General features: G+C 65.2%; 19 protein-coding genes. 16 read left to right on the top strand and 3 right to left on the bottom strand.

Annotation, left to right across the window (positions count from 1 at the left end; translation table 11 throughout):
* Nucleotides 1-85 precede the first annotated feature (85 nt).
* The 13 genes from ACQR1I_RS28465 to ACQR1I_RS28405 all read left to right on the top strand — a co-directional run bounded on the left by ACQR1I_RS28465 (nt 86) and on the right by ACQR1I_RS28405 (nt 14,597).
* Nucleotides 86-3,226, top strand: a complete 3,141-nt coding sequence (locus tag ACQR1I_RS28465) for an efflux RND transporter permease subunit (RefSeq protein ID WP_434868632.1) — start codon at nt 86-88, stop codon at nt 3,224-3,226.
* Between the two features lie 21 nt (nt 3,227-3,247).
* Nucleotides 3,248-3,859, top strand: coding sequence for a TetR family transcriptional regulator (locus ACQR1I_RS28460; protein WP_434868631.1), 612 nt, complete (start codon nt 3,248-3,250; stop codon nt 3,857-3,859).
* Nucleotides 3,860-3,998: 139 nt separating this feature from the next.
* Nucleotides 3,999-4,622, top strand: coding sequence for a flavin reductase family protein (locus ACQR1I_RS28455; protein ID WP_434868630.1), 624 nt, complete (start codon nt 3,999-4,001; stop codon nt 4,620-4,622).
* A 76-nt stretch (nt 4,623-4,698) separates the two neighbouring features.
* Nucleotides 4,699-5,118, top strand: a complete 420-nt coding sequence (locus ACQR1I_RS28450) for an acyl-CoA thioesterase (RefSeq protein WP_434868629.1) — start codon at nt 4,699-4,701, stop codon at nt 5,116-5,118.
* A gap of 285 nt (nt 5,119-5,403) precedes the next feature.
* Nucleotides 5,404-5,595, top strand: a complete 192-nt coding sequence (locus ACQR1I_RS28445; RefSeq protein ID WP_434868628.1) for a hypothetical protein — start codon at nt 5,404-5,406, stop codon at nt 5,593-5,595.
* 155 nt (nt 5,596-5,750) lie between these two features.
* The gene (locus ACQR1I_RS28440; RefSeq protein WP_434868795.1) at nt 5,751-6,584 is read left to right on the top strand and encodes a DeoR/GlpR family DNA-binding transcription regulator; all 834 of its coding nucleotides are present in this window, start codon (nt 5,751-5,753) and stop codon (nt 6,582-6,584) included.
* A 153-nt stretch (nt 6,585-6,737) separates the two neighbouring features.
* Nucleotides 6,738-8,291, top strand: coding sequence for a glycerol-3-phosphate dehydrogenase (gene glpD / locus ACQR1I_RS28435; protein ID WP_434868627.1), 1,554 nt, complete (start codon nt 6,738-6,740; stop codon nt 8,289-8,291).
* Nucleotides 8,288-9,370, top strand: a complete 1,083-nt coding sequence (locus ACQR1I_RS28430) for an ABC transporter ATP-binding protein (protein WP_434868626.1) — start codon at nt 8,288-8,290, stop codon at nt 9,368-9,370. Before glpD ends, ACQR1I_RS28430 begins: the two co-directional genes overlap by 4 nt.
* A gap of 12 nt (nt 9,371-9,382) precedes the next feature.
* On the top strand, nt 9,383-10,462 hold the full coding sequence (locus tag ACQR1I_RS28425; protein WP_434868625.1) for an ABC transporter ATP-binding protein: 1,080 nt from the start codon (nt 9,383-9,385) through the stop codon (nt 10,460-10,462).
* 3 nt (nt 10,463-10,465) lie between these two features.
* Complete coding sequence (locus ACQR1I_RS28420; protein ID WP_434868624.1) at nt 10,466-11,368, top strand: carbohydrate ABC transporter permease; 903 nt, start codon at nt 10,466-10,468, stop codon at nt 11,366-11,368.
* The gene (locus ACQR1I_RS28415; RefSeq protein ID WP_315756985.1) at nt 11,368-12,174 is read left to right on the top strand and encodes a carbohydrate ABC transporter permease; all 807 of its coding nucleotides are present in this window, start codon (nt 11,368-11,370) and stop codon (nt 12,172-12,174) included. Before ACQR1I_RS28420 ends, ACQR1I_RS28415 begins: the two co-directional genes overlap by 1 nt.
* Nucleotides 12,175-12,403: 229 nt before the next feature.
* Entirely contained in the window at nt 12,404-12,733 is a 330-nt protein-coding gene (locus ACQR1I_RS28410; RefSeq protein WP_434868623.1) for a DUF2160 domain-containing protein, read from the top strand.
* Between the two features lie 121 nt (nt 12,734-12,854).
* Nucleotides 12,855-14,597, top strand: coding sequence for an ABC transporter substrate-binding protein (locus tag ACQR1I_RS28405; protein ID WP_434868794.1), 1,743 nt, complete (start codon nt 12,855-12,857; stop codon nt 14,595-14,597).
* 122 nt (nt 14,598-14,719) lie between these two features.
* Here the strand turns inward: ACQR1I_RS28405 and ACQR1I_RS28400 are convergent, their stop codons facing one another.
* From ACQR1I_RS28400 to ACQR1I_RS28390, 3 genes are read right to left on the bottom strand one after another with little or no spacing between them, the layout of a single operon-like run.
* Nucleotides 14,720-15,295, bottom strand: a complete 576-nt coding sequence (locus ACQR1I_RS28400) for a TadE/TadG family type IV pilus assembly protein (protein WP_434868622.1) — start codon at nt 15,293-15,295, stop codon at nt 14,720-14,722.
* A complete protein-coding gene (locus tag ACQR1I_RS28395; protein ID WP_434868621.1) occupies nt 15,292-15,819 on the bottom strand; it encodes a TadE/TadG family type IV pilus assembly protein in 528 nt (175 codons plus the stop codon). Before ACQR1I_RS28395 ends, ACQR1I_RS28400 begins: the two co-directional genes overlap by 4 nt.
* Complete coding sequence (locus tag ACQR1I_RS28390; protein ID WP_434868620.1) at nt 15,816-17,558, bottom strand: TadE/TadG family type IV pilus assembly protein; 1,743 nt, start codon at nt 17,556-17,558, stop codon at nt 15,816-15,818. Before ACQR1I_RS28390 ends, ACQR1I_RS28395 begins: the two co-directional genes overlap by 4 nt.
* A 729-nt stretch (nt 17,559-18,287) precedes the next feature.
* Between ACQR1I_RS28390 and exbB the strand changes: the two genes are divergently transcribed.
* The 3 genes from exbB to ACQR1I_RS28375 are packed head-to-tail and all read left to right on the top strand — an operon-like array spanning nt 18,288 to nt 20,437.
* Nucleotides 18,288-19,064 carry a tonB-system energizer ExbB gene (gene exbB / locus ACQR1I_RS28385; RefSeq protein ID WP_434868619.1) on the top strand — a complete coding sequence of 259 codons (777 nt, stop codon included), beginning with the start codon at nt 18,288-18,290 and terminating at the stop codon, nt 19,062-19,064.
* A 3-nt stretch (nt 19,065-19,067) separates the two neighbouring features.
* Nucleotides 19,068-19,493 (top strand): TonB system transport protein ExbD, encoded by a 426-nt coding sequence (gene exbD / locus ACQR1I_RS28380; RefSeq protein ID WP_434868618.1) that lies wholly within the window; start codon nt 19,068-19,070, stop codon nt 19,491-19,493.
* Nucleotides 19,490-20,437: a TonB family protein gene (locus ACQR1I_RS28375; protein WP_434868617.1), complete on the top strand. Its 948-nt coding sequence runs from the start codon at nt 19,490-19,492 to the stop codon at nt 20,435-20,437. Before exbD ends, ACQR1I_RS28375 begins: the two co-directional genes overlap by 4 nt.
* Nucleotides 20,438-20,449: the final 12 nt, after the last annotated feature.

The following is a 20,449-nucleotide window of genomic DNA, read 5'->3' as shown; positions in this document are numbered from 1 at the left end:
CTCATCCTGAGGAGGCGCGAAGCGCCGTCTCGAAGGATGAGGCCACTGAAGCGCGAAACAACTAGGTCCTCGTCGGAGAGCACCCATGAAGCGGTTCAACCTGTCGGCCTGGGCGGTCAGTCATCCGCCGCTGGTGCTGTTCCTGATCATCGCGCTCAGCGTCGCCGGATTCTTCTCGTATCAGAAGCTCGGCCGCGCCGAGGATCCGTTCTTCACCGTCAAGGTCGTCAACGTCTCGGTGATGTGGCCGGGCGCCACGGCTGCGGAGATGCAGAGCCAGGTCGCCGACCCGATCGAGAAGAAGCTGCAGGAGCTCCCCTACTTTGAGAAGGTGCAGACCTATTCCAAGCCGGCCTTCACCGCGCTGCAGCTCACGTTCCGCGATTCGACGCCGCCGAAGGAGGTGCCTTACCTGTTCTACCTCCTGCGCAAGAAGCTCGTCGATGTGGCGCCCGCGCTGCCGTCGGGCATCGTCGGTCCGTTCGTCAACGACGAGTTCTCCGATGTCGACTCGATCCTGTTCATGATGACCGGCGATGGCGCCGACTATGCGCAGCTGAAGAAGACCGCCGAGGGCCTGCGCCAGCGCCTGCTGAAGGTCGCCGGTGTCACCAAGGTCAATCTCTACGGCACCCAGGACGAGCGCATCTACGTCGAGTTCAGCCATGCCAAGCTCGCCACGCTTGGGATCACGCCGCAGGCGCTGTTCGATTCGCTCGCCAAGCAGAACAACGTGACCCCGGCCGGCACGGTCGAGACCTCCTCGCAGCGTGTGCCGCTGCGCGTCACCGGTGCGCTCGACGGCGCCAAGGCGGTTGCGGAGACGCCGGTTGAAAGCAACGGACGCGTGTTCCGGCTCGGCGACATCGCCACCGTCACCCACGGCTTCGTCGATCCGCCGACCTTCAAGGTGCGGCAGGAGGGCAGGCCCGCGCTCGGCGTCGGCGTCGTCACCGCCAAGGAGGCCAATATCCTGGAGCTCGGCAAGGAGGTGCACGCCGCCGCCGACGATTTCATGAAGGCCGTGCCGCAGGGCATCGAGATCGAGCAGATTGCCGATCAGCCCAAGGTGGTCGAGCACGCCGTCAGCGAATTCGTGCACTCGTTCGTCGAGGCGCTGGTGATCGTGCTGTTCGTGTCGTTCCTGGCGCTGGGATGGCGCACCGGCATCGTGGTGGCGCTGTCGGTGCCGCTGGTGCTCGGGCTCGTCTTCATCGTCATGGAGATCATGGGGCTCAACCTGCATCGTATCTCGCTGGGAGCGCTCATCATCGCGCTCGGCCTGCTGGTCGACGACGCCATCATCGCGGTCGAGATGATGGTCGTGAAGATGGAGCAGGGCTGGGACCGGATGCGCGCGGCGTCCTTTGCCTGGGAGTCCACGGCGTTCCCGATGCTTACCGGAACCCTGGTCACGGCTGCCGGCTTCCTGCCAATCGGCTTCGCCAACTCCGCGGTCGGTGAATATGCCGGCAGCATCTTCTGGATCGTCGCCATCGCGCTGGTCGCGTCCTGGTTCGTCGCGGTGATCTTCACGCCCTATATCGGCGTCAAGCTGCTGCCCGACATGAAGCTGCATCACGGCCATGATGAGCATGCGATCTACGAGACCCGCATGTATCGGGGCCTGCGCCGCGTCATCAGCTGGTGCGTCGATCACCGCATCACGACGGTCGCTGCCACCGTGGGCATCTTCTTCGCCTCGATCGCGGCCTTCGGTCATGTCCAGCAGCAGTTCTTCCCGCTGTCCGAGCGCCCCGAACTGTTCCTGCAACTGCGCCTGCCGGAAGGCACCGCTTTCGCCGTCACTGAAAAGGCCGCGACATCAGCAGAACGGCTGCTCAAGGACGACAAGGACATCGAGACCTACACCGCCTATGTCGGGCAGGGCTCGCCGCGCTTCTGGCTTGGCCTCAACCCGCAGCTGCCGAACGAGGCCTTCGCCGAGATCGTGATCGTCGCCAAGGACGTCGCCGCGCGCGAGCGCATCAAGGCCAAGATCGAGACCGCGGTCACGAATGGCGAGCTGAACGAGGCGCGTGTCCGCGTCGACCGCTTCAACTTCGGTCCGCCGGTCGGCTTCCCCGTCCAGTTTCGGGTCGTCGGCCCCGATGCCGCCAAGGTGCGCGACATCGCCTACCAGGTGCGCGAGGTCATGCGCCAGAACCCGAACGTCAGGGACCCGCAGCTCGACTGGAACGAGCAGTCGCCCTATCTCAAGCTCGTCGTCGACCAGGATCGTGCCCGCGCGCTCGGCCTGACCCCGCAGGACGTCTCGCAGTCGCTGGCGATGCTGATCTCAGGCGTGCAGGTCACGACCATTCGTGACGGCATCGAGAAGGTCGGCGTCGTCGCCCGTGCGGCGCCGTCCGAGCGGCTGGATCTCGCCGGTGTCGGCGACCTCACCGTGACCTCGCGGAACGGCGTCGCGGTGCCGCTGCAGCAGATCGCCAAGATCGAATATTCGCACGAGGAGCCGATCCTGTGGCGCCGCAACCGCGACATGGCAATCACGGTGCGCGCCGACGTGGTGGATGGCGTCCAGGCGCCCGATGTCACCAACCAGATCTCGCCGAAGCTGCAGGACATCCGCAACCACCTCGAGCCGGCCTACCGGATCGAGGCCGGTGGCGCCTTCGAGGAATCCGCCAAGGGCAATGCCTCGATCTTCGTGCTGTTTCCGCTGATGGTCATCGTGATGCTGACGCTGCTGATGATCCAGCTGCAGAGCTTCTCGCGGCTGATCCTGGTGTTCCTGACCGCGCCACTCGGCATCATCGGTGCCTCGCTCGGGCTCAATGTCGCCAACGCGCCGTTCGGCTTCGTGGCGCTGCTCGGCCTGATCGCGCTCGCCGGCATGATCATGCGCAATGCGGTGATCCTGGTCGATCAGATCGAGACCGACGTCGGCCATGGACTGACCCGCAAGGAAGCCATCATCGAGGCGACGGTCCGTCGCGCCCGCCCCGTGGTGCTGACGGCGCTGGCGGCGATTCTGGCCATGATCCCGCTGTCGCGCTCCGCGTTCTGGGGACCGATGGCGATCACCATCATGGGCGGTTTGTTCGTTGCAACCTTCCTGACGCTGCTGTACTTGCCGGGTCTGTATGCCCTATGGTTCCGCAAGAGCCTGGATGAGCGCGGGGCAGCTGCGCAGGATCATTCTGCAGCGCAACACGTTGACGTGCCGAGGCCCGCGATCCCGCTCGCGGAGGCCGCGGAATGAAGGACGGACAAGATCGCAGGCATGATGACGCTGGTTTCCGAACATATCGAACCTGACACGAGCGAACGCATCCTCGTCGTTGCTGAACGCTTGTTTCGACAGATCGGCTACCAGAAGACGACCGTCGCCGACATCGCCAAGGAGCTCCGCATGAGCCCGGCGAACGTCTACCGGTTCTTCGACTCCAAGAAGGCCATCCATCGCGGTGTCGCCCGGACGTTGATGGCCCAGGTCGAGGCGGCGGCGATCGCGATCGCGGAGCGCGCCGGACCGGCGGCGCCGCGGCTGCGCGAGCTGCTCGGCACCATCCATCGGATGAACACCGAACGCTATGTCGGCGACAACAAGCTGCACGAGATGGTCGCGGTGGCCATGGAGGAGAGCTGGGACGTCTGCGAGGCGCACATGCTGCTGATCACCGAGACCATCGGCCGGGTGATCGGGCAGGGCGCGGCGTCCGGCGAGTTCACGGTCACGGACGTGCCGCTGACCACGAAGTGTGCAACGACCGCGATGATGCGCTTCTTCCATCCGCAGATGATCGCGCAATGCGCGACCAAGCCCGGCCCGACCATCGACGAGATGATCGATTTCGTGCTGGCAGGGCTTGGTTCGAGGGGCGCTGCGGTCTAGGTTGCCGTCATTCCGGGGCGATGCGAAGCATCGAACCCGGAAGCTCGAGATTCCGGGTTCGCCTCTCCCGATCAAAATGGCTTCGCCATTTTGTCGCGCGAGTCGCTCCGGAATGACCGCACCCTGGGGAGACGACGGCGTGACTGAACGGGACCTGCATTTCTACGAACCGAAGAACGGCCACGGCCTCCGCCACGATCCCTTCAACGCCATCATCGCTCCGCGTCCGATCGGCTGGATCTCGTCGCGCGATCCGGATGGCCACGTCAACCTTGCGCCTTACAGCTTCTTCAACGCCTTCAACTACACGCCGCCGATCATCGGCTTCTCCTCGACGCAGTGGAAGGACTCTGCCGCCAACATCCAGGACACCGGCGAGTTCGTCTGGAATCTGGTGACGCGCGATCTCGCGACCCAGATGAATGCGACCGCCGCGCATGTCGCCCGCGACGTCGACGAGTTCGAGCTCGCCGGCCTCACGCCGTTGCCGTGCAAGTTCGTCAACGTGCCGCGCGTGGCCGAGAGCCCGGTCGCGTTCGAGTGCAAGGTGACGCAGATTATCCCGCTGCAGGGCGCCGACGGCAAGAAGGCGAACGCCTGGCTGACGCTCGGCGAGGTCGTCGGCGTGCACATCGACAAGGCGCTGATCAAGGACGGCGTCTACCAGACCGCAGCGGCGCATCCGATCGTCCGCGCCGGCCGGCGCGGCGACTATTTCGAGATCAAGGCGGAAGACATGTTCGAGATGATCAGGCCGGACTGACCGCGCGATCGATGACGCGCGCGATGCCAGCTGCACTTCCAGCCGCACTTCGAACTGCTCTTGGAGGCGACCTGCCGTGACCGAAGCCACTGTTCCTGCCGCGCCGTCCGTGCCGCGCGGCGATCTCTGCATCCGCACCCTGGCGATGCCGGCCGACACCAATGCCAATGGCGACATCTTCGGCGGCTGGCTGCTGAGCCAGATGGACGTCGGCGGCGGCGTGTTCGCAGCCAAGGTCGCGAAGTCGCGCACGGTGACCGTCGCGATCGAGGCGATGAACTTCCGCAAGGCGGTGTATGTCGGCGACCTCGTCTCCGTCTACGCGCATCTCGTGCGCGTCGGCCGGACATCGATGACGGTGCGTCTGGAAGCCTGGGTGCTGCGCCGGCGGGAAGAGCAGCCGATTCTGGTCACCGACGGCAACTTCACCTACGTCTCGATCGACGACAACGGCCGGCCGCAGCCGATCAGGCGCGACGGTGTGATCGCGACCTGATCGCGCGCTGCTGCTCTCGATCGTCTCCGGTGTTTTCGGGCTTGGTGATCACCGTCCGGCGTTCCTCGCCGGCGAATGAATAGCGTCAGCGCTGGCAAAGCGCTCGCGGTTGCGCTGCGGGACTACGTAAACGGCACCACCTCATCATCAGCCGGGCATCGATCAAACATATCTCGGACAGAATCCACTGCTGACATTCCGCATGGACCGACGCTACGGGCGTTGCAGGGAACATTCCCCTCAGCGCCCCGTTAAAAGCCCCGGAATGAACGACGGGATTTCGCAATGTCCGACACCTACATCATCGAGGTCAGCTCTCAGGCGGCGGGGATCGTCGTCCGCGACCGCGGCGGCTTCCGCTTCTTCGCGGCGTCGCATCGCTTCAATGCGCTCGAGGGCCAGGTGTTTCGCAACCCGCGGGAGGCCGAGCGCGCGGCGCTCCGCATCGTCACCGGAGAATTCAGCGCGGCCGCCTGAACCGTTGCAACGGTGCTGGCCCTGCGGGCAGCCGCAGCGGCGGCTCGGCACATCTGCTCCCGGACCAGCGAATGTTGCGGTGCGCTCGGAACGTTCGCTGATTGACGCTTGACTCGATCAGCATCACCATGGTGCAGCTGTTTCGAAAGCTTGCCATGGCCGTCTTCTCCCAACGTCAGACCGACATCCTCAACATCGCCCGCGCCTCCGGCCGCGTCATGGTGGAGGATCTGTCGCGCCGGTTCGAAGTGTCGGCGCAGACGATCCGCAAGGATCTCAACGATCTCTGCGAGCAGCGTGCGCTGACCCGGATCCATGGCGGCGCCATCATCGCCTCGGGCGTCGAGAACCTTGCCTATGAGGCGCGGCGCTTCGTCGCGGCCGACGAGAAGAAGGCGATCGGCGCGATCGCGGCGGCCCGCATCCCGAACGGGTCGTCGCTTTTCATCAACATCGGCACCACGACCGAAGAGGTGGCGAGCGCGCTGTCCACCCACCAGGACCTGCTGGTGATCACCAACAATCTCAACGTCGCGATGCTGCTCTATCCGCATCCGCGCATCGAGGTGATCGTGGCCGGCGGCAGCGTGCGGCGCTCGGATGGCGGCGTGGTCGGCTCGACCGCCACGCAGCTGATCGGCCAGTTCAAGGTCGACTACGCGATCATCGGCGCCTCGGCGATCGACGAAGAGGGCGCACTGCTCGACTTCGACTATCGCGAGGTGCAGGTGGCGCAGGCGATCATCGCCAATGCACGCAGCGTGATGCTGGTGGCCGATTCCACCAAGCTCCACCGCAGCGCGCCGGTGCGCATCGCCCATCTCAGCCAGATCCAGACCTTCGTCACCGACCGTCCGTTGCCGGACGGGCTCGCCAGCCTGTGCCACAGCCGCGGCATCGAGGTGATCTCGGCGATGCCCGCCGATGAGTCGGAGGATGCCGCAGAGGCAAGCGAAACCGCCTCGCCCTCCGTGCTCCGGCGCGCCTGACATTCCGCTCTCAACAAAGGCCGGTTGACCCCCGATTGGGCAGGTTTTGCCCAATCTCGGGCCAACTTGCGAATTTCGATTTGCTTTCACTTTCGTTTGTGTTTAACTCGAAAGCGAAAGTGAAATCGCCAGACTGAAGGCGATTGCCGGGGGATGCGTCTGTTGGAGCGGATCTACGACCTCGCCATCATTGGAGGCGGCGTGAATGGCTGTGGCATCGCGCGCGATGCGGCCGGACGCGGAAACTCCGTTTTCCTTTGTGAAATGAATGATCTGGCGAGCGGAACCTCGTCCTGGTCGACCAAGCTCGTGCATGGCGGGCTGCGCTATCTCGAATATTACGAGTTTCGGCTGGTTCGCGAGGCGCTGATCGAGCGCGAGATCCTGTGGCAGATCGCGCCTCACATCATTCGCCCGCTGCGCTTCGTGCTGCCGCATCATGCGGGCCTGCGCCCGGCCTGGCTGCTGCGTCTCGGCCTGTTCCTCTATGACCATCTCGGCGGCCGCAAGCTGCTGCCGCCGACCCGCTCGGTCAATCTGCGCAGCGACGAGGTCGGCCGTCCGCTGATCGCCGGGCGCTACGACCGCGGCTTCGAATATTCCGACTGCTTCGTCGACGACGCCCGCCTGGTCGTGCTGACCGCGCGCGATGCGGCCGACCGGGGCGCTGAGATCCGGACCCGCACACGCGCGACCGAGATCCGGCAGGACGGCGGCGTCTGGCTGCTCACCACCGAGAACACGGAGACCGGCGAGCGCCAGACCATCAGGGCGCGCGCGCTGGTCAATGCCGCAGGGCCCTGGGTCGAGCAGGTGCTGGCGACCGGCGCCGGCGTCAATGCCAAGGCCAAGGTGCGGCTGGTGCAGGGCTCGCATATCGTCGTCCGCAAGCTCTACGATCACGACCGCGCCTACATCTTCCAGAATGCCGACGGCCGCATCATCTTCGCGATCCCCTATCAGCAGGACTTCACGCTGATCGGCACCACCGATCGCGACTATCAGGGCGACCCGGCCAAGGTGAAGGCGACCGACGAGGAGATCGCCTATCTCTGCGCCGCGCTCGGCGAGTACCTCGCCAAGCCGGTCCAGCCGAGCGACGTGGTGTGGAGCTATTCCGGCGTGCGTCCGCTGTATGACGACGGCGCCAGCGAAGCCAAGGCGGCAACGCGCGACTACGTGTTCGAGCTCGACACGCCCGGTGGCCTGCCGCTGCTGTCGATCTACGGCGGCAAGATCACGACCTACCGGCGGCTGTCGGAAGAGGCGCTGCAGCGTCTGGCGCCCTATCTGAAGGGCGCCAAGGCGGAGGAGGGCTGGACCGGCAAGGCGCAGCTGCCCGGCGGTGACATGAAGGTCTCGGCCGTGGCGCCGCTGATCGCCGATCTCACGAAGAGCTATCCGTTCCTGTCAGATGCACATGCGAAGCGGATCGCGCACGCCTACGGAACACGGGCCAAGACCATGCTCGCCGGTGCGACATCTTCGGCCGATCTCGGTCAGGATTTTGGTGGCACCTTGACGGAGCGCGAAGTCAGGTACCTGATGACGCATGAGTGGGCGTTGACGGCCGAGGACATCGTGTGGCGGCGATCGAAGCTGGGATTGCGAATGTCGGCGGCTGAAATTGCCGCGCTCGATGCGTGGATCATCGCCAACAGTGAGCGCGGGGCCGTGACGGCGCGCGAGGCCGGGGGACGGGCATGAGCGTTGCGCTCGATCACGTCTCGCGGATCGTCGACGGTGTCACGACGATTCGCGACGTCTCGCTGACCCTGCAGCGCGGCACGCTCAGCGTGCTGCTCGGACCGACGCTGTCAGGCAAGACCTCGATCATGCGACTGCTCGCCGGTCTCGACAAGCCGACGACGGGACGGGTGCTGGTCGACGGCAAAGACGTTACCGGCTTCGACGTGCGGAAGCGCTCGGTCGCGATGGTCTATCAGCAGTTCATCAACTATCCCTCGCTCACGGTGTACGAGAACATCGCCTCGCCGCTGCGGGTGCAGGGCAAGCCGCGCGCGGAGATCGAGAAGCGCGTCGCGGAAGCCGCCCGGCTGCTGCGGCTTGAGCCGTACCTGAAGCGCACGCCGCTGCAGCTCTCCGGCGGCCAGCAGCAGCGCACCGCAATCGCGCGCGCGCTGGTGAAGGGCGCCGATCTCGTGCTGCTCGACGAGCCCCTGGCCAATCTCGACTACAAGTTGCGCGAGGAGCTGCGCGCCGAACTGCCGCGCATCTTCGAGGCGTCGGGCGCGATCTTCGTCTATGCCACCACCGAACCGTCGGAGGCGCTGCTGCTCGGCGGCCGCACCATCTGCATGTGGGAAGGCCAGGCACTGCAGGCCGGCGACACCGCCGCGGTGTATCGCCGCCCCGACACCTTGCGCGTCGGCCAGGTGTTCTCCGATCCGCCGATGAACACTGTCGAGATCCAGAAGCGCGGCGACAGCGTGCAGTACGCCGGCAACGTCAATGCTCCGGCGGTCGGCCTCTACGCCGATCTGCCCGACGGCAGCTACCGCGTCGGCTTCCGGCCGCATCAGCTCGGGCTGGCGAAGGGCGACGGCAGCCATGGCCGCCATGCCTTTCCGGCGACCGTTTCGGTCACCGAGATCACGGGATCGGAGAGCTTCGTGCATCTGACGCGCGATGGCATGAACTGGGTCGCCGTGCTGCACGGCGTTCATGAATACGAGCCCGGCGAGGTTCTCGATGCCGTGCTCGATCCGTCCAACGTCTTCGTGTTCGACGCCGGCGACCGCCTGGTCGCGGCGCCCAAGATGTGAGGGAGATGCCGCATGGCCCGCATTGACCTCGAAGGTCTCGCCCACTCCTACGGCAACGGCAGCGACGTCGAGAGCTACGCGCTGAAGCCGGTGACGATGACCTGGCGGCAGGGCGGCGCCTACGCGCTGCTCGGCCCATCGGGCTGCGGCAAGACGACGCTGCTGAACCTGATCTCTGGCATTCTCACGCCGTCGCACGGCAAGATTCTGTTCGACGGCACCGACATCACCAAGGCTTCGACCCGCGACCGCAACATCGCGCAGGTGTTCCAGTTCCCGGTGATCTACGACACGATGACGGTCGGCCAGAATCTCGCGTTCCCGCTCAAGAACCGCGGCGTGCCCAAGGCGGAGATCGACAAGCGCGTCGCCGACATCGCCCGTCTGCTCGACCTGACCCCGGATCTGAACCGCAAGGCGACGCGGCTCACCGCCGATGCCAAGCAGAAGATCTCGCTCGGCCGCGGCCTGGTGCGCTCCGACGTCGCCGCGGTGCTGTTCGACGAGCCGCTGACGGTGATCGATCCCGAGCTGAAATGGCAGCTGCGCTCGAAGCTGAAGGCGCTGCATCGCGAGCTCGACCTCACGATGATCTACGTCACTCACGACCAGACCGAGGCGCTGACCTTCGCCGATACCGTCGTCGTCATGCATGACGGTCGGGTCGTGCAGAGCGGCACGCCGGCCGAGCTGTTCGACAAGCCGGCGCACACCTTCGTCGGCTATTTCATCGGCTCGCCCGGCATGAACATCCTCTCCGCCGAGGTCAAAGGGCGCGAGGCCCGCATCGCCGGCCACACCCTGCAGCTTTCGCGGAGCTATGACGCGCTGCCGGCCGGCGCCAAGATCGAGATCGGCGTGCGGCCTGAATTCGTCGACGTTGCGCAGCCCGGACCGGGCCTGCTCGATGCCAATATCGAGCGCGTCGACGATCTCGGCCGCATCCGCTTCGCCCGCGTCCGCGTCGGCGACGTCAAGTTCGCGGCGCGGCTGCCGGCCGGCGTTTCGCCGCAGGGCTCGGCGGTCGGACTGAAGTTCGATCCGGCCTATGTTCACGTCTACGCAGACAGCCGCCTGGTCGAGGGAGCCTGAGTGATGGACAAGACCATCAACAACAAGGCCTGGTTCCTGGTGCTGCCGGTGTTCCTGCTGGTCGCGTTCTCCGCGATCCTGCCGCTGATGACGGTGGTGAACTATTCGATGCAGGACACCTTCGGCAACAACCAGTTCTTCTGGAACGGTGTCGCCTGGTTCAAGGAACTGCTCGATCCCTCGACCGATCTCGGCGGCCGCTTCCTGGCCTCGCTCGGACGCAACCTGATGTTCTCGCTGGCCATCCTGGCGATCGAGGTGCCGCTCGGCATCGTCGTGGCGCTGTCGATGCCGCGGGCCGGGTGGACGGTGGCGTTCTGCCTCGTCACGCTGGCGCTGCCGCTCCTGATTCCATGGAACGTGGTCGGCACCATCTGGCAGATCTTCGGTCGGCCGGACATCGGGCTGCTCGGCTATACGCTCAACGGCCTCGGCATGGACTACAACTATGTGTCGAACGATTTCGATGCGTGGGCGACGGTCATCGTCATGGACGTCTGGCACTGGACCAGCCTGGTGGCGCTGCTGTGCTATGCCGGCCTGAAGTCGATCCCCGACGCCTATTACCAGGCGGCGCAGATTGACGGCGCATCGCGGTGGGCGGTGTTTACCGCGATCCAGCTGCCCAAGATGCACCGCGTGCTGCTGATCGCCGTGCTGCTGCGCTTCATGGACAGCTTCATGATCTATACCGAGCCGTTCGTGGTGACCGGCGGCGGGCCGGGCAATTCGACCACCTTCATCTCGATCGAGCTCGTCAAGATCGCGCTCGGCCAGTTCGACCTCGGCAAGGCGGCCGCGCTGTCGCTGGTTTACAACCTGATCATCCTGATCGTGTGCTGGGTGTTCTACACCATCATGACCAATGCCGGCGCCGAGCGCCGGCCGGTGGAAGGGGGCGCGTGATGAACACCATTCCGGGCCGCCGCATCATCATCTCGCTGTTCCTGGTCTTCCTGCTGTTGCCGATCTACTGGCTCGTCAACATGAGCTTCAAGACCAACAACGAGATCGTCACCACGATGACGCTGTGGCCGCATCAGCCGACGCTGGCCAACTACATGCGCATCTTCACCGACGAGAGCTGGTATTCCGGCTACATCAACTCGCTGAAATACGTCATCATCAACACGGTGATCTCGATCCTGGTGGCGCTGCCGGCGGCCTACGCGTTCTCGCGCTACCGCTTTCTCGGCGACAAGCACCTGTTCTTCTGGCTGCTGTCCAACCGGATGGCGCCGGCCGCAGTCTATGCGCTGCCGTTCTTCAACCTCTACTCGGCGATCGGCCTGTTCGATACGCCCTGGGCGGTCGCGCTGGCGCACTGCATCTTCAACATTCCGCTCGCCGTCTGGATCCTCGAGGGCTTCGTGTCGTCGGTGCCCCGCGAGATCGACGAGACCGCGTTCCTCGACGGCTACTCGTTCCCGCGCTTCTTCGTGAAGATCCTGGTGCCATTGATCGCGAGCGGCATCGGCGTCGCGGCGTTCTTCTGCTTCATGTTCTCCTGGGTCGAACTGCTGCTCGCGCGTACGCTGACCTCGGTCGACGCCAAGCCGATCTCGGCGGTCATGACCCGCACCGTCTCGGCCTCGGGCATGGACTGGGGCCTGCTCGCCGCCGCCGGCGTGCTGACCATCATCCCCGGCGCGCTCGTGATCTGGTTCGTCCGCAACTACATCGCGCGCGGCTTCGCGCTGGGACGGGTGTGATGATGGGAATGCACACCGTTCGCCAAAGTCTCGGTGCGCTCCCTGCCCCCTTGCGGGACGCGACGAGCTACGCTCGCGCTGAGAGGGTCGGGGAGGGGGGGACCTCACGGGCAGTCATCGCGGGGACCCCCACCCCCGACCCCTCCCCGCAAGGGGGAGGGGAGCTCACCGTCACCGACGCGAGAGCAAACCTCTACTCTGCGTCAGCCGAAGCATGGAGGCACTAGCCATGGACAGCATCGCATGGATGGCCTGGACGGTGCCGACGGCGATCTTCTTCGCCGCGTTGGCCTGCACGCTGGCCGTCATGACTCTGCTCGCCGCCCGCTATCCCGAGGCCGAGCGGGTGGGCGTGCTGCGCATCCCGACCACGCGCGGCGACCGGCTGTTCATCTCGCTGATATCGGCCGCCGTGATCCATCTGGCATGGATTGGGCTGGTCGGGACCGATACGATTGCGACCTTGCCGATCGGCGAGGAGGGTTTTGAGGTTTCGAGCCTGTGGCTCGCGACCGCAATTTCGCTTGCATCAGCCGTTGCGATCTTTCGCACCGTCTGACGCAGGCGAGGAAGGGCAGATCCGGGACCAACCCGGACCTGAATACGTCTGTCGCTGCAAGGAGGAAACCATGCGACACTTGAAACGGAAGCATCACCAGAGCAAGGCCGGCTATCTTGCGATGACCAGCGCGGTGGCGCTGTTTGCCGCGACCATGACGTTGTCCATTCCGGCGCTCGCCGACGACGCCACGATCCAGAAGTGGATCGACAGCGAGTTCCAGCCGTCGACGCTCTCCAAGGAAGAGCAGAAGAAGGAGCTCGAGTGGTTCGCCAAGGCCGCCGAACCCTTCAAGGGCATGGAGATCAACGTCGTCTCCGAGACCATCACGACTCACGAATACGAGTCGAAGACGCTGGCCAAGGCGTTCACCGAGATCACCGGCATCAAGCTGAAGCACGACATCATCCAGGAAGGTGACGTCGTCGAGAAGCTGCAGACCCAGATGCAGTCCGGCAAGAACGTTTATGACGGCTGGATCAACGACTCCGACCTGATCGGCACGCACTTCCGCTACGGCCAGACCATCGCGCTGTCCGACTACATGAAGGGCGAAGGCAAGGACGTTACCGACCCGATGCTCGACGTCAACGACTTCATCGGCAAGTCGTTCACGACCGCTCCGGACGGCAAGCTCTACCAGCTGCCCGACCAGCAGTTCGCCAACCTGTATTGGTTCCGCTACGACTGGTTCACCAACCCGGACTACAAGGCGAAGTTCAAGGCCAAGTATGGCTACGATCTCGGCGTGCCCGTGAACTGGTCGGCCTATGAGGACATCGCCGAGTTCTTCACCAACGACATCAAGGAGATCAACGGCGCCAAGGTCTATGGCCACATGGACTACGGCAAGAAGGATCCGTCGCTCGGCTGGCGTTTCACCGACGCCTGGCTGTCGATGGCCGGCAACGGCGACAAGGGCATCCCGAACGGCCTGCCGGTCGACGAATGGGGCATCCGCATGGAAGGCTGCCGTCCGGTCGGCTCCTCGATCGAGCGCGGTGGCGACACCAACGGTCCGGCGGCCGTGTACTCGATCACCAAGTATCTCGACTGGATGAAGAAGTACGCGCCGCCGCAGGCGCAGGGCATGACCTTCTCGGAGGCCGGCCCGGTGCCCGCGCAGGGCAACGTCGCCCAGCAGATCTTCTGGTACACCGCCTTCACCGCCGACATGGTCAAGCCCGGCCTGCCGGTCATGAACGCGGACGGCACCCCGAAGTGGCGCATGGCTCCGTCGCCGCACGGCGCCTACTGGAAGGACGGCATGAAGCTCGGCTACCAGGACGCCGGTTCGCTGACGCTCCTGAAGTCGACCCCGGCGGACCGCCGCAAGGCGGCTTGGCTGTATCTGCAGTTCATCGTCTCGAAGACGGTCAGCTTGAAGAAGAGCCACGTCGGTCTCACCTTCATCCGTGAATCCGACATCTGGGACAAGTCGTTCACCGAGCGTGCGCCGAAGCTCGGCGGCCTGATCGAGTTCTACCGCTCGCCCGCGCGCGTGCAGTGGACCCCGACCGGCAACAACGTGCCCGACTATCCGAAGCTCGCGCAGCTGTGGTGGCAGAACATCGGCGATGCGTCGTCCGGTTCGAAGACTCCGCAAGCCGCGATGGACGCGCTCGCAGCCGCTCAGGACTCCGTCCTCGAGCGTCTCGAGAAGTCCAAGGTCCAGGGCGACTGCGGTCCGAAGCTGAACAAGAAGGAATCGGCCGAGTTCTGGTTCAACAAGTCGGCGAAGGACGGCAACATCGCTCCGCAGCGCAAGCTCGCGAACGAGAAGCCGAAGGGCGAGACGGTCGACTACGACACGCTGATCAAGTCGTGGCCGGCGACCCCGCCGAAGCGGGCCGAGGCGAAGTAAGCATCGCGATCCCCTCGGACGGTCCGGCTACAGGTCGGACCTCCAGGGAAATTGGGAAAGGCCGGGAGCGATCCCGGCCTTTTTCGTTGACGCGGCGGAACTGCGGTTTCGCGGAGACCGGCTCAGAGCGAGTATTGCGCGGTCAGCGTCAGAGGAAGGCTGAAGAACGGAAACAGCATGGTCTGCTTGTACTTGACGCAGGCGACCAGGGTTGAGCCACCGACCGGCAGATAATTCTTGAGCGAGGACGTGCTGAACGTGACGGCGCCGCTGCCGCTGACGATGAACGTGTTCGCCACCGTGTAGGTACCGTCCTGGTTCACGACGCGGTAGATGACCGCGTCGACATTCGAGAGATTTGTGCCGGAGAGGGTGCTGCCGGTCATCGTGATGCCCATGATGTTGGACAGCGTGTTGATGCTGTCGGTCGACAGCGACGCGGGCGTGCAGCTCTGGGTAGCCGTCGACCCGGACGTCGTGATGGAGCATTGGGCCGGTGCGATCATCGCGTCGGCCGCGCGGATCATGGCCTCCGCGGCTTCGACCGTCATCCGATCGGAGATCAGTGCCTCGCCGAGATTGCAGAGGCCCATCAGCAGCGTGGCGATGAGCGGAAGGGCGAGCGCGAACTCGACCGCGGCGACCCCGCGGCGGTCCGCGATGAACGACCTGGGATGCAGTTTCGACCGGAACATCATTTCGGGACGATCACGATGGAGGTGTCGATCTTGTTGCCGAACAGCGCCGGCCAGGCCGACAGCATGGATGAGAGATCGAGCAGCTGCTTGCTCGGATACACCACCCTGATCAGCACCGGAACCGCGCTCTGCGGCGCGTAGTAGTCGGTCGCCGAGGCGCTCGTCGTCGGGCTGTTGGCTGTGACCTGGCCGACATACAGCGTGTAGCTGCTCGCGGTGATGCCGTAGCTGGAGCTCAGATTGTTGGTCAGGATGCTCTTTGCGGCCGCGATGTTGGCCGGCCGCGTGGATTGCGGTATGATGGTCTGGCCGAGCGCGAATGTCTGTTCGTGCAGCACAGAGATATAGTAGTAGCGATAGCCGAACTGGACGATCAGGAACAGGATCACGCAGAACAGCGGCATCAGCATTGCGAACTCGATCGCGGTGACGCCGCGGTCGTCGCGACGAAACCGGCGCGCGATGCCGGCCGCTCGCGACAGCGGCTGGCCGGGCTTTCGAGGCCAGGAGAACGGACGACTCATCGCGCGATTCCGAGCCAGATATCCTCGGTCATGATGCGCTTGCCGCCGAGCGAGGCCCAGGAGCGCATCACCTCGTTGCCGCGGCCGTCGTCCTGGCGTTCGGCGCGCACGCTGATCTCGGTGATGCCGAGCGTCCTGACCGGAACGATGTTCGCGTCCGTCGCGGTCGCCGTGCCGTCATCGATCCAGACCGCCAAGCCGTCGAGGTCGGCGCCGCGCAGCACGCCGGTTTCGCTGTGGTCGAATTCGGCCAGCTTGGCATAGCCGTCGGCATGGCCGTCCGCTGTTCCGAACAGCCGCTTGCCGTCCATCTTCTTGGCCGCCTGGCCGTCGCGGTTGTCGACCAGGAATCCCTGGCCGTTGCCGACCAGCCACTCGACCTGCACCGGATGCCCATCGCCCATGAGATCGAAACTGACCGTCCTGCCGATCGCGGAGCGGCGTCCGAGCGGCGCCGTGCTTTCGCCGGTCGTGACGATGCGCCCGAGCCCGGTCAGGTCGAGCGCGATCGGAGATTCCAGCTCCGTGCAGGCACCGCTGCCGTCGACCCAGATCGCGCTCGTGGGACCGCGCACGAAGGCCAGATACTTGCCGCTGTCGATGTATGATTTGAGATTGGCGGCGTTCTGGTTGATCATGTTGTAGACGTACAGATTCTGATACGTCGAGCTGAATGTGGTCGTGCTCCCGGAACTCGTGACGCCCGCGACCTGGATACTCGTGGTGTTCGGCTCGTAGTCGGCGGCGAGCGGAATCACGTTCTTGCCGTTGACGCTGGCCTGGCTCGAATAGGCGAAGGTCGTCGTGGAGACGAACTTGCTGCTGTTATAGAGGCTCTTGGTCGGGCTCTGGCCGCTGAACGTATCGTAGTGCGGCCCACACGTTCCTTTCGGCGCGGTGCTGGTCGAGGTCGTCGTGCTGCCGGTCGTGGTTGTCGTTGTCGTGGTTGTTGTCGTCGTCTGCGAGGCCGGACAGATCATCGGAATCGATCCGTCGGCGTTGAGGAGCTGAATGTAGAGGATGTCGGTGTCGGCGACGGTAACGCCGCTGGTAGGGCTGTTGCCGAAGGTCCCGATGGTGCCGGTGCTCGATATCGTGAACGTGTCGGTGTAGTCGCCGGCGTGGCTGGCTCGGTAATAGGTCGTCGGAGGGTCGCCATCGCGGGCCAGCGACACGACATAGGTCGATCCGGAAGGCAGGCCCGTGGAGATCGTGGTCGTCGTCGTCGCGCCGGAGCTCTGCACGTGCTTCTGCGTGATGACGCCCTTGACCAGGCTGATGCCGAGCGGAGCGTTCTGCGAGAACACCGGGTCGACGCATTTCGACAGCGAGAAGGCGGTGCTGTCGCATGTCGCGGTGGCCGAAACCGGAACGTCGGCCGCGCCGAGCACCCTCGTGAAGGTGACGGGAACGGTGTAGGTGCCGGTGACGGTATAGGACGTGCCGGCGTTCGTCACATCATACTTCGCGCTCGGCAGGTTGGCGACCATCTGAGAGGCCGCGAAGGCGCTCGCCTGACTCAGCAGGTCCTGGGTGTTCTGCGTCGCCATGCTGACGTTGGATTGAATTCGCTCGCAAGTCCGGTTCACGACCTGCTTGATGGCGACCTTGGCAGACTGGGCGCGATAGGTGTCGATGCCGAAGCCGACGAAACCGGCCATTGCGACAAACAGAATCGCGAACGTCACGGCGAAGTTGCCGCGCGTGTCGTGCCGAAATTCGTGAAGCAGTTTCCTCATCGGATCCCGCTCTCCTTGACGATGTCGATGATTTCGAAAACGCTAGGAGGCGCGACATTAAATCGAGGTTAAATGAACTTCGCACTTGCACACATGCCATGTCAGGTCCCGACAACTCGGAGCTGGATACCGGTGTTGCCCATCGAGGTACCGGCAATGAGTGAGGTTCAAGTTATTAGTCGTAAACTAATTGATGCAGGCGGCAGTGCCTCGCCGATGAGGTGGCCTAAGACCGAAGGTGGCGTCGTGTAGCTCCGAATGTCGCTGGAGATCGCTGGCTGGAGATCGGACGCCGCATGCACGTCCCTTGTGCGCCTCTGCACCGGACTTCCGATTGTGCGTCATGAGGGCAACCGAGGGATGGCGCGGATCCCCGCGGGGCCGCCCTGGAGTGATGGCCGATGGGACTCAAGCTCTGTCATCGTGATTCGGAAAAATCGGAGCAAGCGGGCCGGGCTCCTGATCGCTGATGGCCTGACCGGTTAGGCGCCCGAGCCATGCGAACCGGGAGATATTCCCGGGTCATTTGGGACATATTCCACAAGGCAAGCGCCTTGAAGCGGATGCGGACAGGCTGCACTCTTTCGTTCTCGGGATGATTGCGACGTTCGCCGCGACTTCGCCTCAAGGACACGAAACAAGAAGGCTTCAGAACGATTTGACGAGCGCCCCGGTGGGCGGAGCCGTCATCGTGATCACCAGCCCCGAAGCCATCGAGGGAGTACGACCATGGATCAGGCGCACGTCGCCAGCCTCGCGAGCACGCTGCCCGAGGCGTTGTCGCCCTGGACCATGTTCATGCAGGCCGACATCGTCGTGAAGGCGGTCATGATCGGTCTGGCGCTGGCTTCGGTGGCCACCTGGACCGTGCTGGTGGTCAAGACCATTCAGCTCCGCTCGGCGCTGCGCACGGCCCGCGGCTCGCTCGCTGCGGCGACAGCGGCCCGCTCGCTCTCAGATGCAACGGGCCGCATTTCCGCCGACGGCGGAGTCGTGAGCCGGCTGCTGGCGGTGGCCGAGGACGAGATCGACAGGTCCCGCGGCCTGCCGGCCGACGGCATCAAGGAGCGCGTCTCGTGGCAGTTCGAGCGCATCGAGGCCGCAGCGGTCGCGCGCATCGGCCGCGGCATCGGCATTCTCGCCACCGTCGGCGCGGTCGGGCCGTTCGTCGGCCTGTTCGGCACGGTCTGGGGCATCATGAACAGCTTCATCGGCATCTCGCACGCGCATACGACCAACCTCGCGGTGGTCGCCCCGGGTATCGCGGAGGCGCTGCTCGCCACCGCCTTCGGCCTCGCGGCCGCCATTCCCGCCGTCGTGATCTACAATCTGTTCGCGCGTGCGACCGGCGGCTATCGCGCCGTCATCGCCGATGCCTCCGTGGCGGTGATGCGCCTGCTCAGCCGTGATCTCGACCGCCAGCACGCGGGGCCGGCCGAGGCGCGCCGCAGCGCCATTCGAGCGGTCGATGCGCCGCTGATGTCGATCGCCAATCCGGCGGAGTGAGCCATGGCCGTCAAGCTTGCCCGGCGTACCGACGAGTTCGAGGAGACGCACGACATCAATGTGACGCCGTTCATCGACGTCATGCTGGTGCTCTTGATCATCTTCATGGTGGCGGCGCCGCTCGCCACCGTCGACATTCCGGTCAATCTCCCGGCAATCTCGGCCGAGCCGCAGCCGCGCGCGGAAACGCCTGTGTTCGTGACTTTCAAGGCCGACCGCTCGCTCGCCGTCGGTGACCAGAGCGTCGCGCAAGCCGACATCGCCGCTTCGCTCGATGCCGCGACCAAGTCGGATCATGGCCAGCGCGTGCTGCTGCGTGCCGACCAGACGCTGCCCTATGGCGAGGTGATGGCGCTGATGAGCGCGCTGCGCCGCGCCGGCTACACCAAGGTGGCGCTGGTCGCGCTGGAAGACCGGAGTGCGCAGTGAGCGTCCTGACGCTCGGTCCGTTCGACGACGAGGAGCGCCGCGAGCGGACGCTGTGGAGCGTCGCCGCGATCCTGGTGGCTTCGCTGCATGTCGGGCTCGCCGCGGGCTATTTGCTGCTGCGCCCGACGCCGGACGGACGCGCGCAGGCCGAGGCGTTCGATGTCGTGTTCACGCCCGCGGTGGTGAACGAGCCGGCTCCGGTCGCGCAAGAGACGCCTGCCGAGCCCATGCCGCCGGCCGAGCCGCCGAAGGAGGAGCCGGCGAAGGAGGAGCCCGTTGCCCGCGAGGCCGTCGCGGAGCCGGTGCCGCAGGCGCAGCCCGATCCCGAGCCGCAGGTCACGGCGCAGCCGGAGCCGGTGCCCGAGACGATCCCGCAGCCTGAGCCCATGCCGCAGGTCGCGCTGGCCCCCGAGCCGCCGCGGGCCGATGACGTCGTGCTGCCGCCGCCGCCACCGCCGAAGCCGATCGAGGCGAAGCCGCCGGAGCCGAAGCCAGCACCCGCGCCCGAGCGTGTCGAGCGCAAGCCGGTAGAGAAGAAGGACGCTAAGGAGAAGGCCGAGAAGAAGCCTGCACCACCGAAGGCTGCCGCGGCGCCGGCGAGCCGGCCTTCTCGTGTCGCATTGGCGCCGAATGCGGGCGAGGACAGCGAAGGCGCGCGCGAAGGCCAGGCCAATTGGAACAGCCAGGTCCGGGCGAGCATTGCTCGCGCCGCGAGCTATCCATCCGACGGCAACGGTGCCAGTGGCACCGCGACCGTGATGGTCGTGATCGATCGTAACGGCCGGCTACTGTCACGACGCCTTGCCGGCAGCTCTGGCTCGCCCGCGCTCGATCGAGCGGCGCTGTCGATTGTCGAGCGCGCCGCACCGTTCCCGCGCTTTCCCCCCGTGATGCGGCAGGCGCAGGAATCGCTCAACGTTCCCTTGCACCTGCGTCAGCGTTGAGCGTTGCAGCCG

The organism is Bradyrhizobium sp. HKCCYLS2038 (assembly GCF_051167655.1).
In the GTDB taxonomy this organism is placed as follows: Bacteria; Pseudomonadota; Alphaproteobacteria; order Rhizobiales; family Xanthobacteraceae; genus Bradyrhizobium.
The sequence above is the reverse complement of the archived record's forward strand: the minus strand, read 5'-3'. Positions and strand labels throughout refer to the sequence as shown.

Coding starts and splice junctions, on each gene's coding strand:
- ACQR1I_RS28465 (WP_434868632.1), top strand. CDS start 86: ATGAAGCGGTTCAACCTGTCGGCCTGGGCGGTCAGTCATCCGCCGCTG.
- ACQR1I_RS28460 (WP_434868631.1), top strand. CDS start 3,248: ATGATGACGCTGGTTTCCGAACATATCGAACCTGACACGAGCGAACGC.
- ACQR1I_RS28445 (WP_434868628.1), top strand. CDS start 5,404: ATGTCCGACACCTACATCATCGAGGTCAGCTCTCAGGCGGCGGGGATC.
- ACQR1I_RS28440 (WP_434868795.1), top strand. CDS start 5,751: ATGGCCGTCTTCTCCCAACGTCAGACCGACATCCTCAACATCGCCCGC.
- glpD (WP_434868627.1), top strand. CDS start 6,738: ATGCGTCTGTTGGAGCGGATCTACGACCTCGCCATCATTGGAGGCGGC.
- ACQR1I_RS28430 (WP_434868626.1), top strand. CDS start 8,288: ATGAGCGTTGCGCTCGATCACGTCTCGCGGATCGTCGACGGTGTCACG.
- ACQR1I_RS28425 (WP_434868625.1), top strand. CDS start 9,383: ATGGCCCGCATTGACCTCGAAGGTCTCGCCCACTCCTACGGCAACGGC.
- ACQR1I_RS28420 (WP_434868624.1), top strand. CDS start 10,466: ATGGACAAGACCATCAACAACAAGGCCTGGTTCCTGGTGCTGCCGGTG.
- ACQR1I_RS28415 (WP_315756985.1), top strand. CDS start 11,368: ATGAACACCATTCCGGGCCGCCGCATCATCATCTCGCTGTTCCTGGTC.
- ACQR1I_RS28410 (WP_434868623.1), top strand. CDS start 12,404: ATGGACAGCATCGCATGGATGGCCTGGACGGTGCCGACGGCGATCTTC.
- ACQR1I_RS28405 (WP_434868794.1), top strand. CDS start 12,855: ATGACCAGCGCGGTGGCGCTGTTTGCCGCGACCATGACGTTGTCCATT.
- ACQR1I_RS28400 (WP_434868622.1), bottom strand. CDS start 15,295: ATGATGTTCCGGTCGAAACTGCATCCCAGGTCGTTCATCGCGGACCGC.
- ACQR1I_RS28395 (WP_434868621.1), bottom strand. CDS start 15,819: ATGAGTCGTCCGTTCTCCTGGCCTCGAAAGCCCGGCCAGCCGCTGTCG.
- ACQR1I_RS28390 (WP_434868620.1), bottom strand. CDS start 17,558: ATGAGGAAACTGCTTCACGAATTTCGGCACGACACGCGCGGCAACTTC.
- exbB (WP_434868619.1), top strand. CDS start 18,288: ATGGATCAGGCGCACGTCGCCAGCCTCGCGAGCACGCTGCCCGAGGCG.
- exbD (WP_434868618.1), top strand. CDS start 19,068: ATGGCCGTCAAGCTTGCCCGGCGTACCGACGAGTTCGAGGAGACGCAC.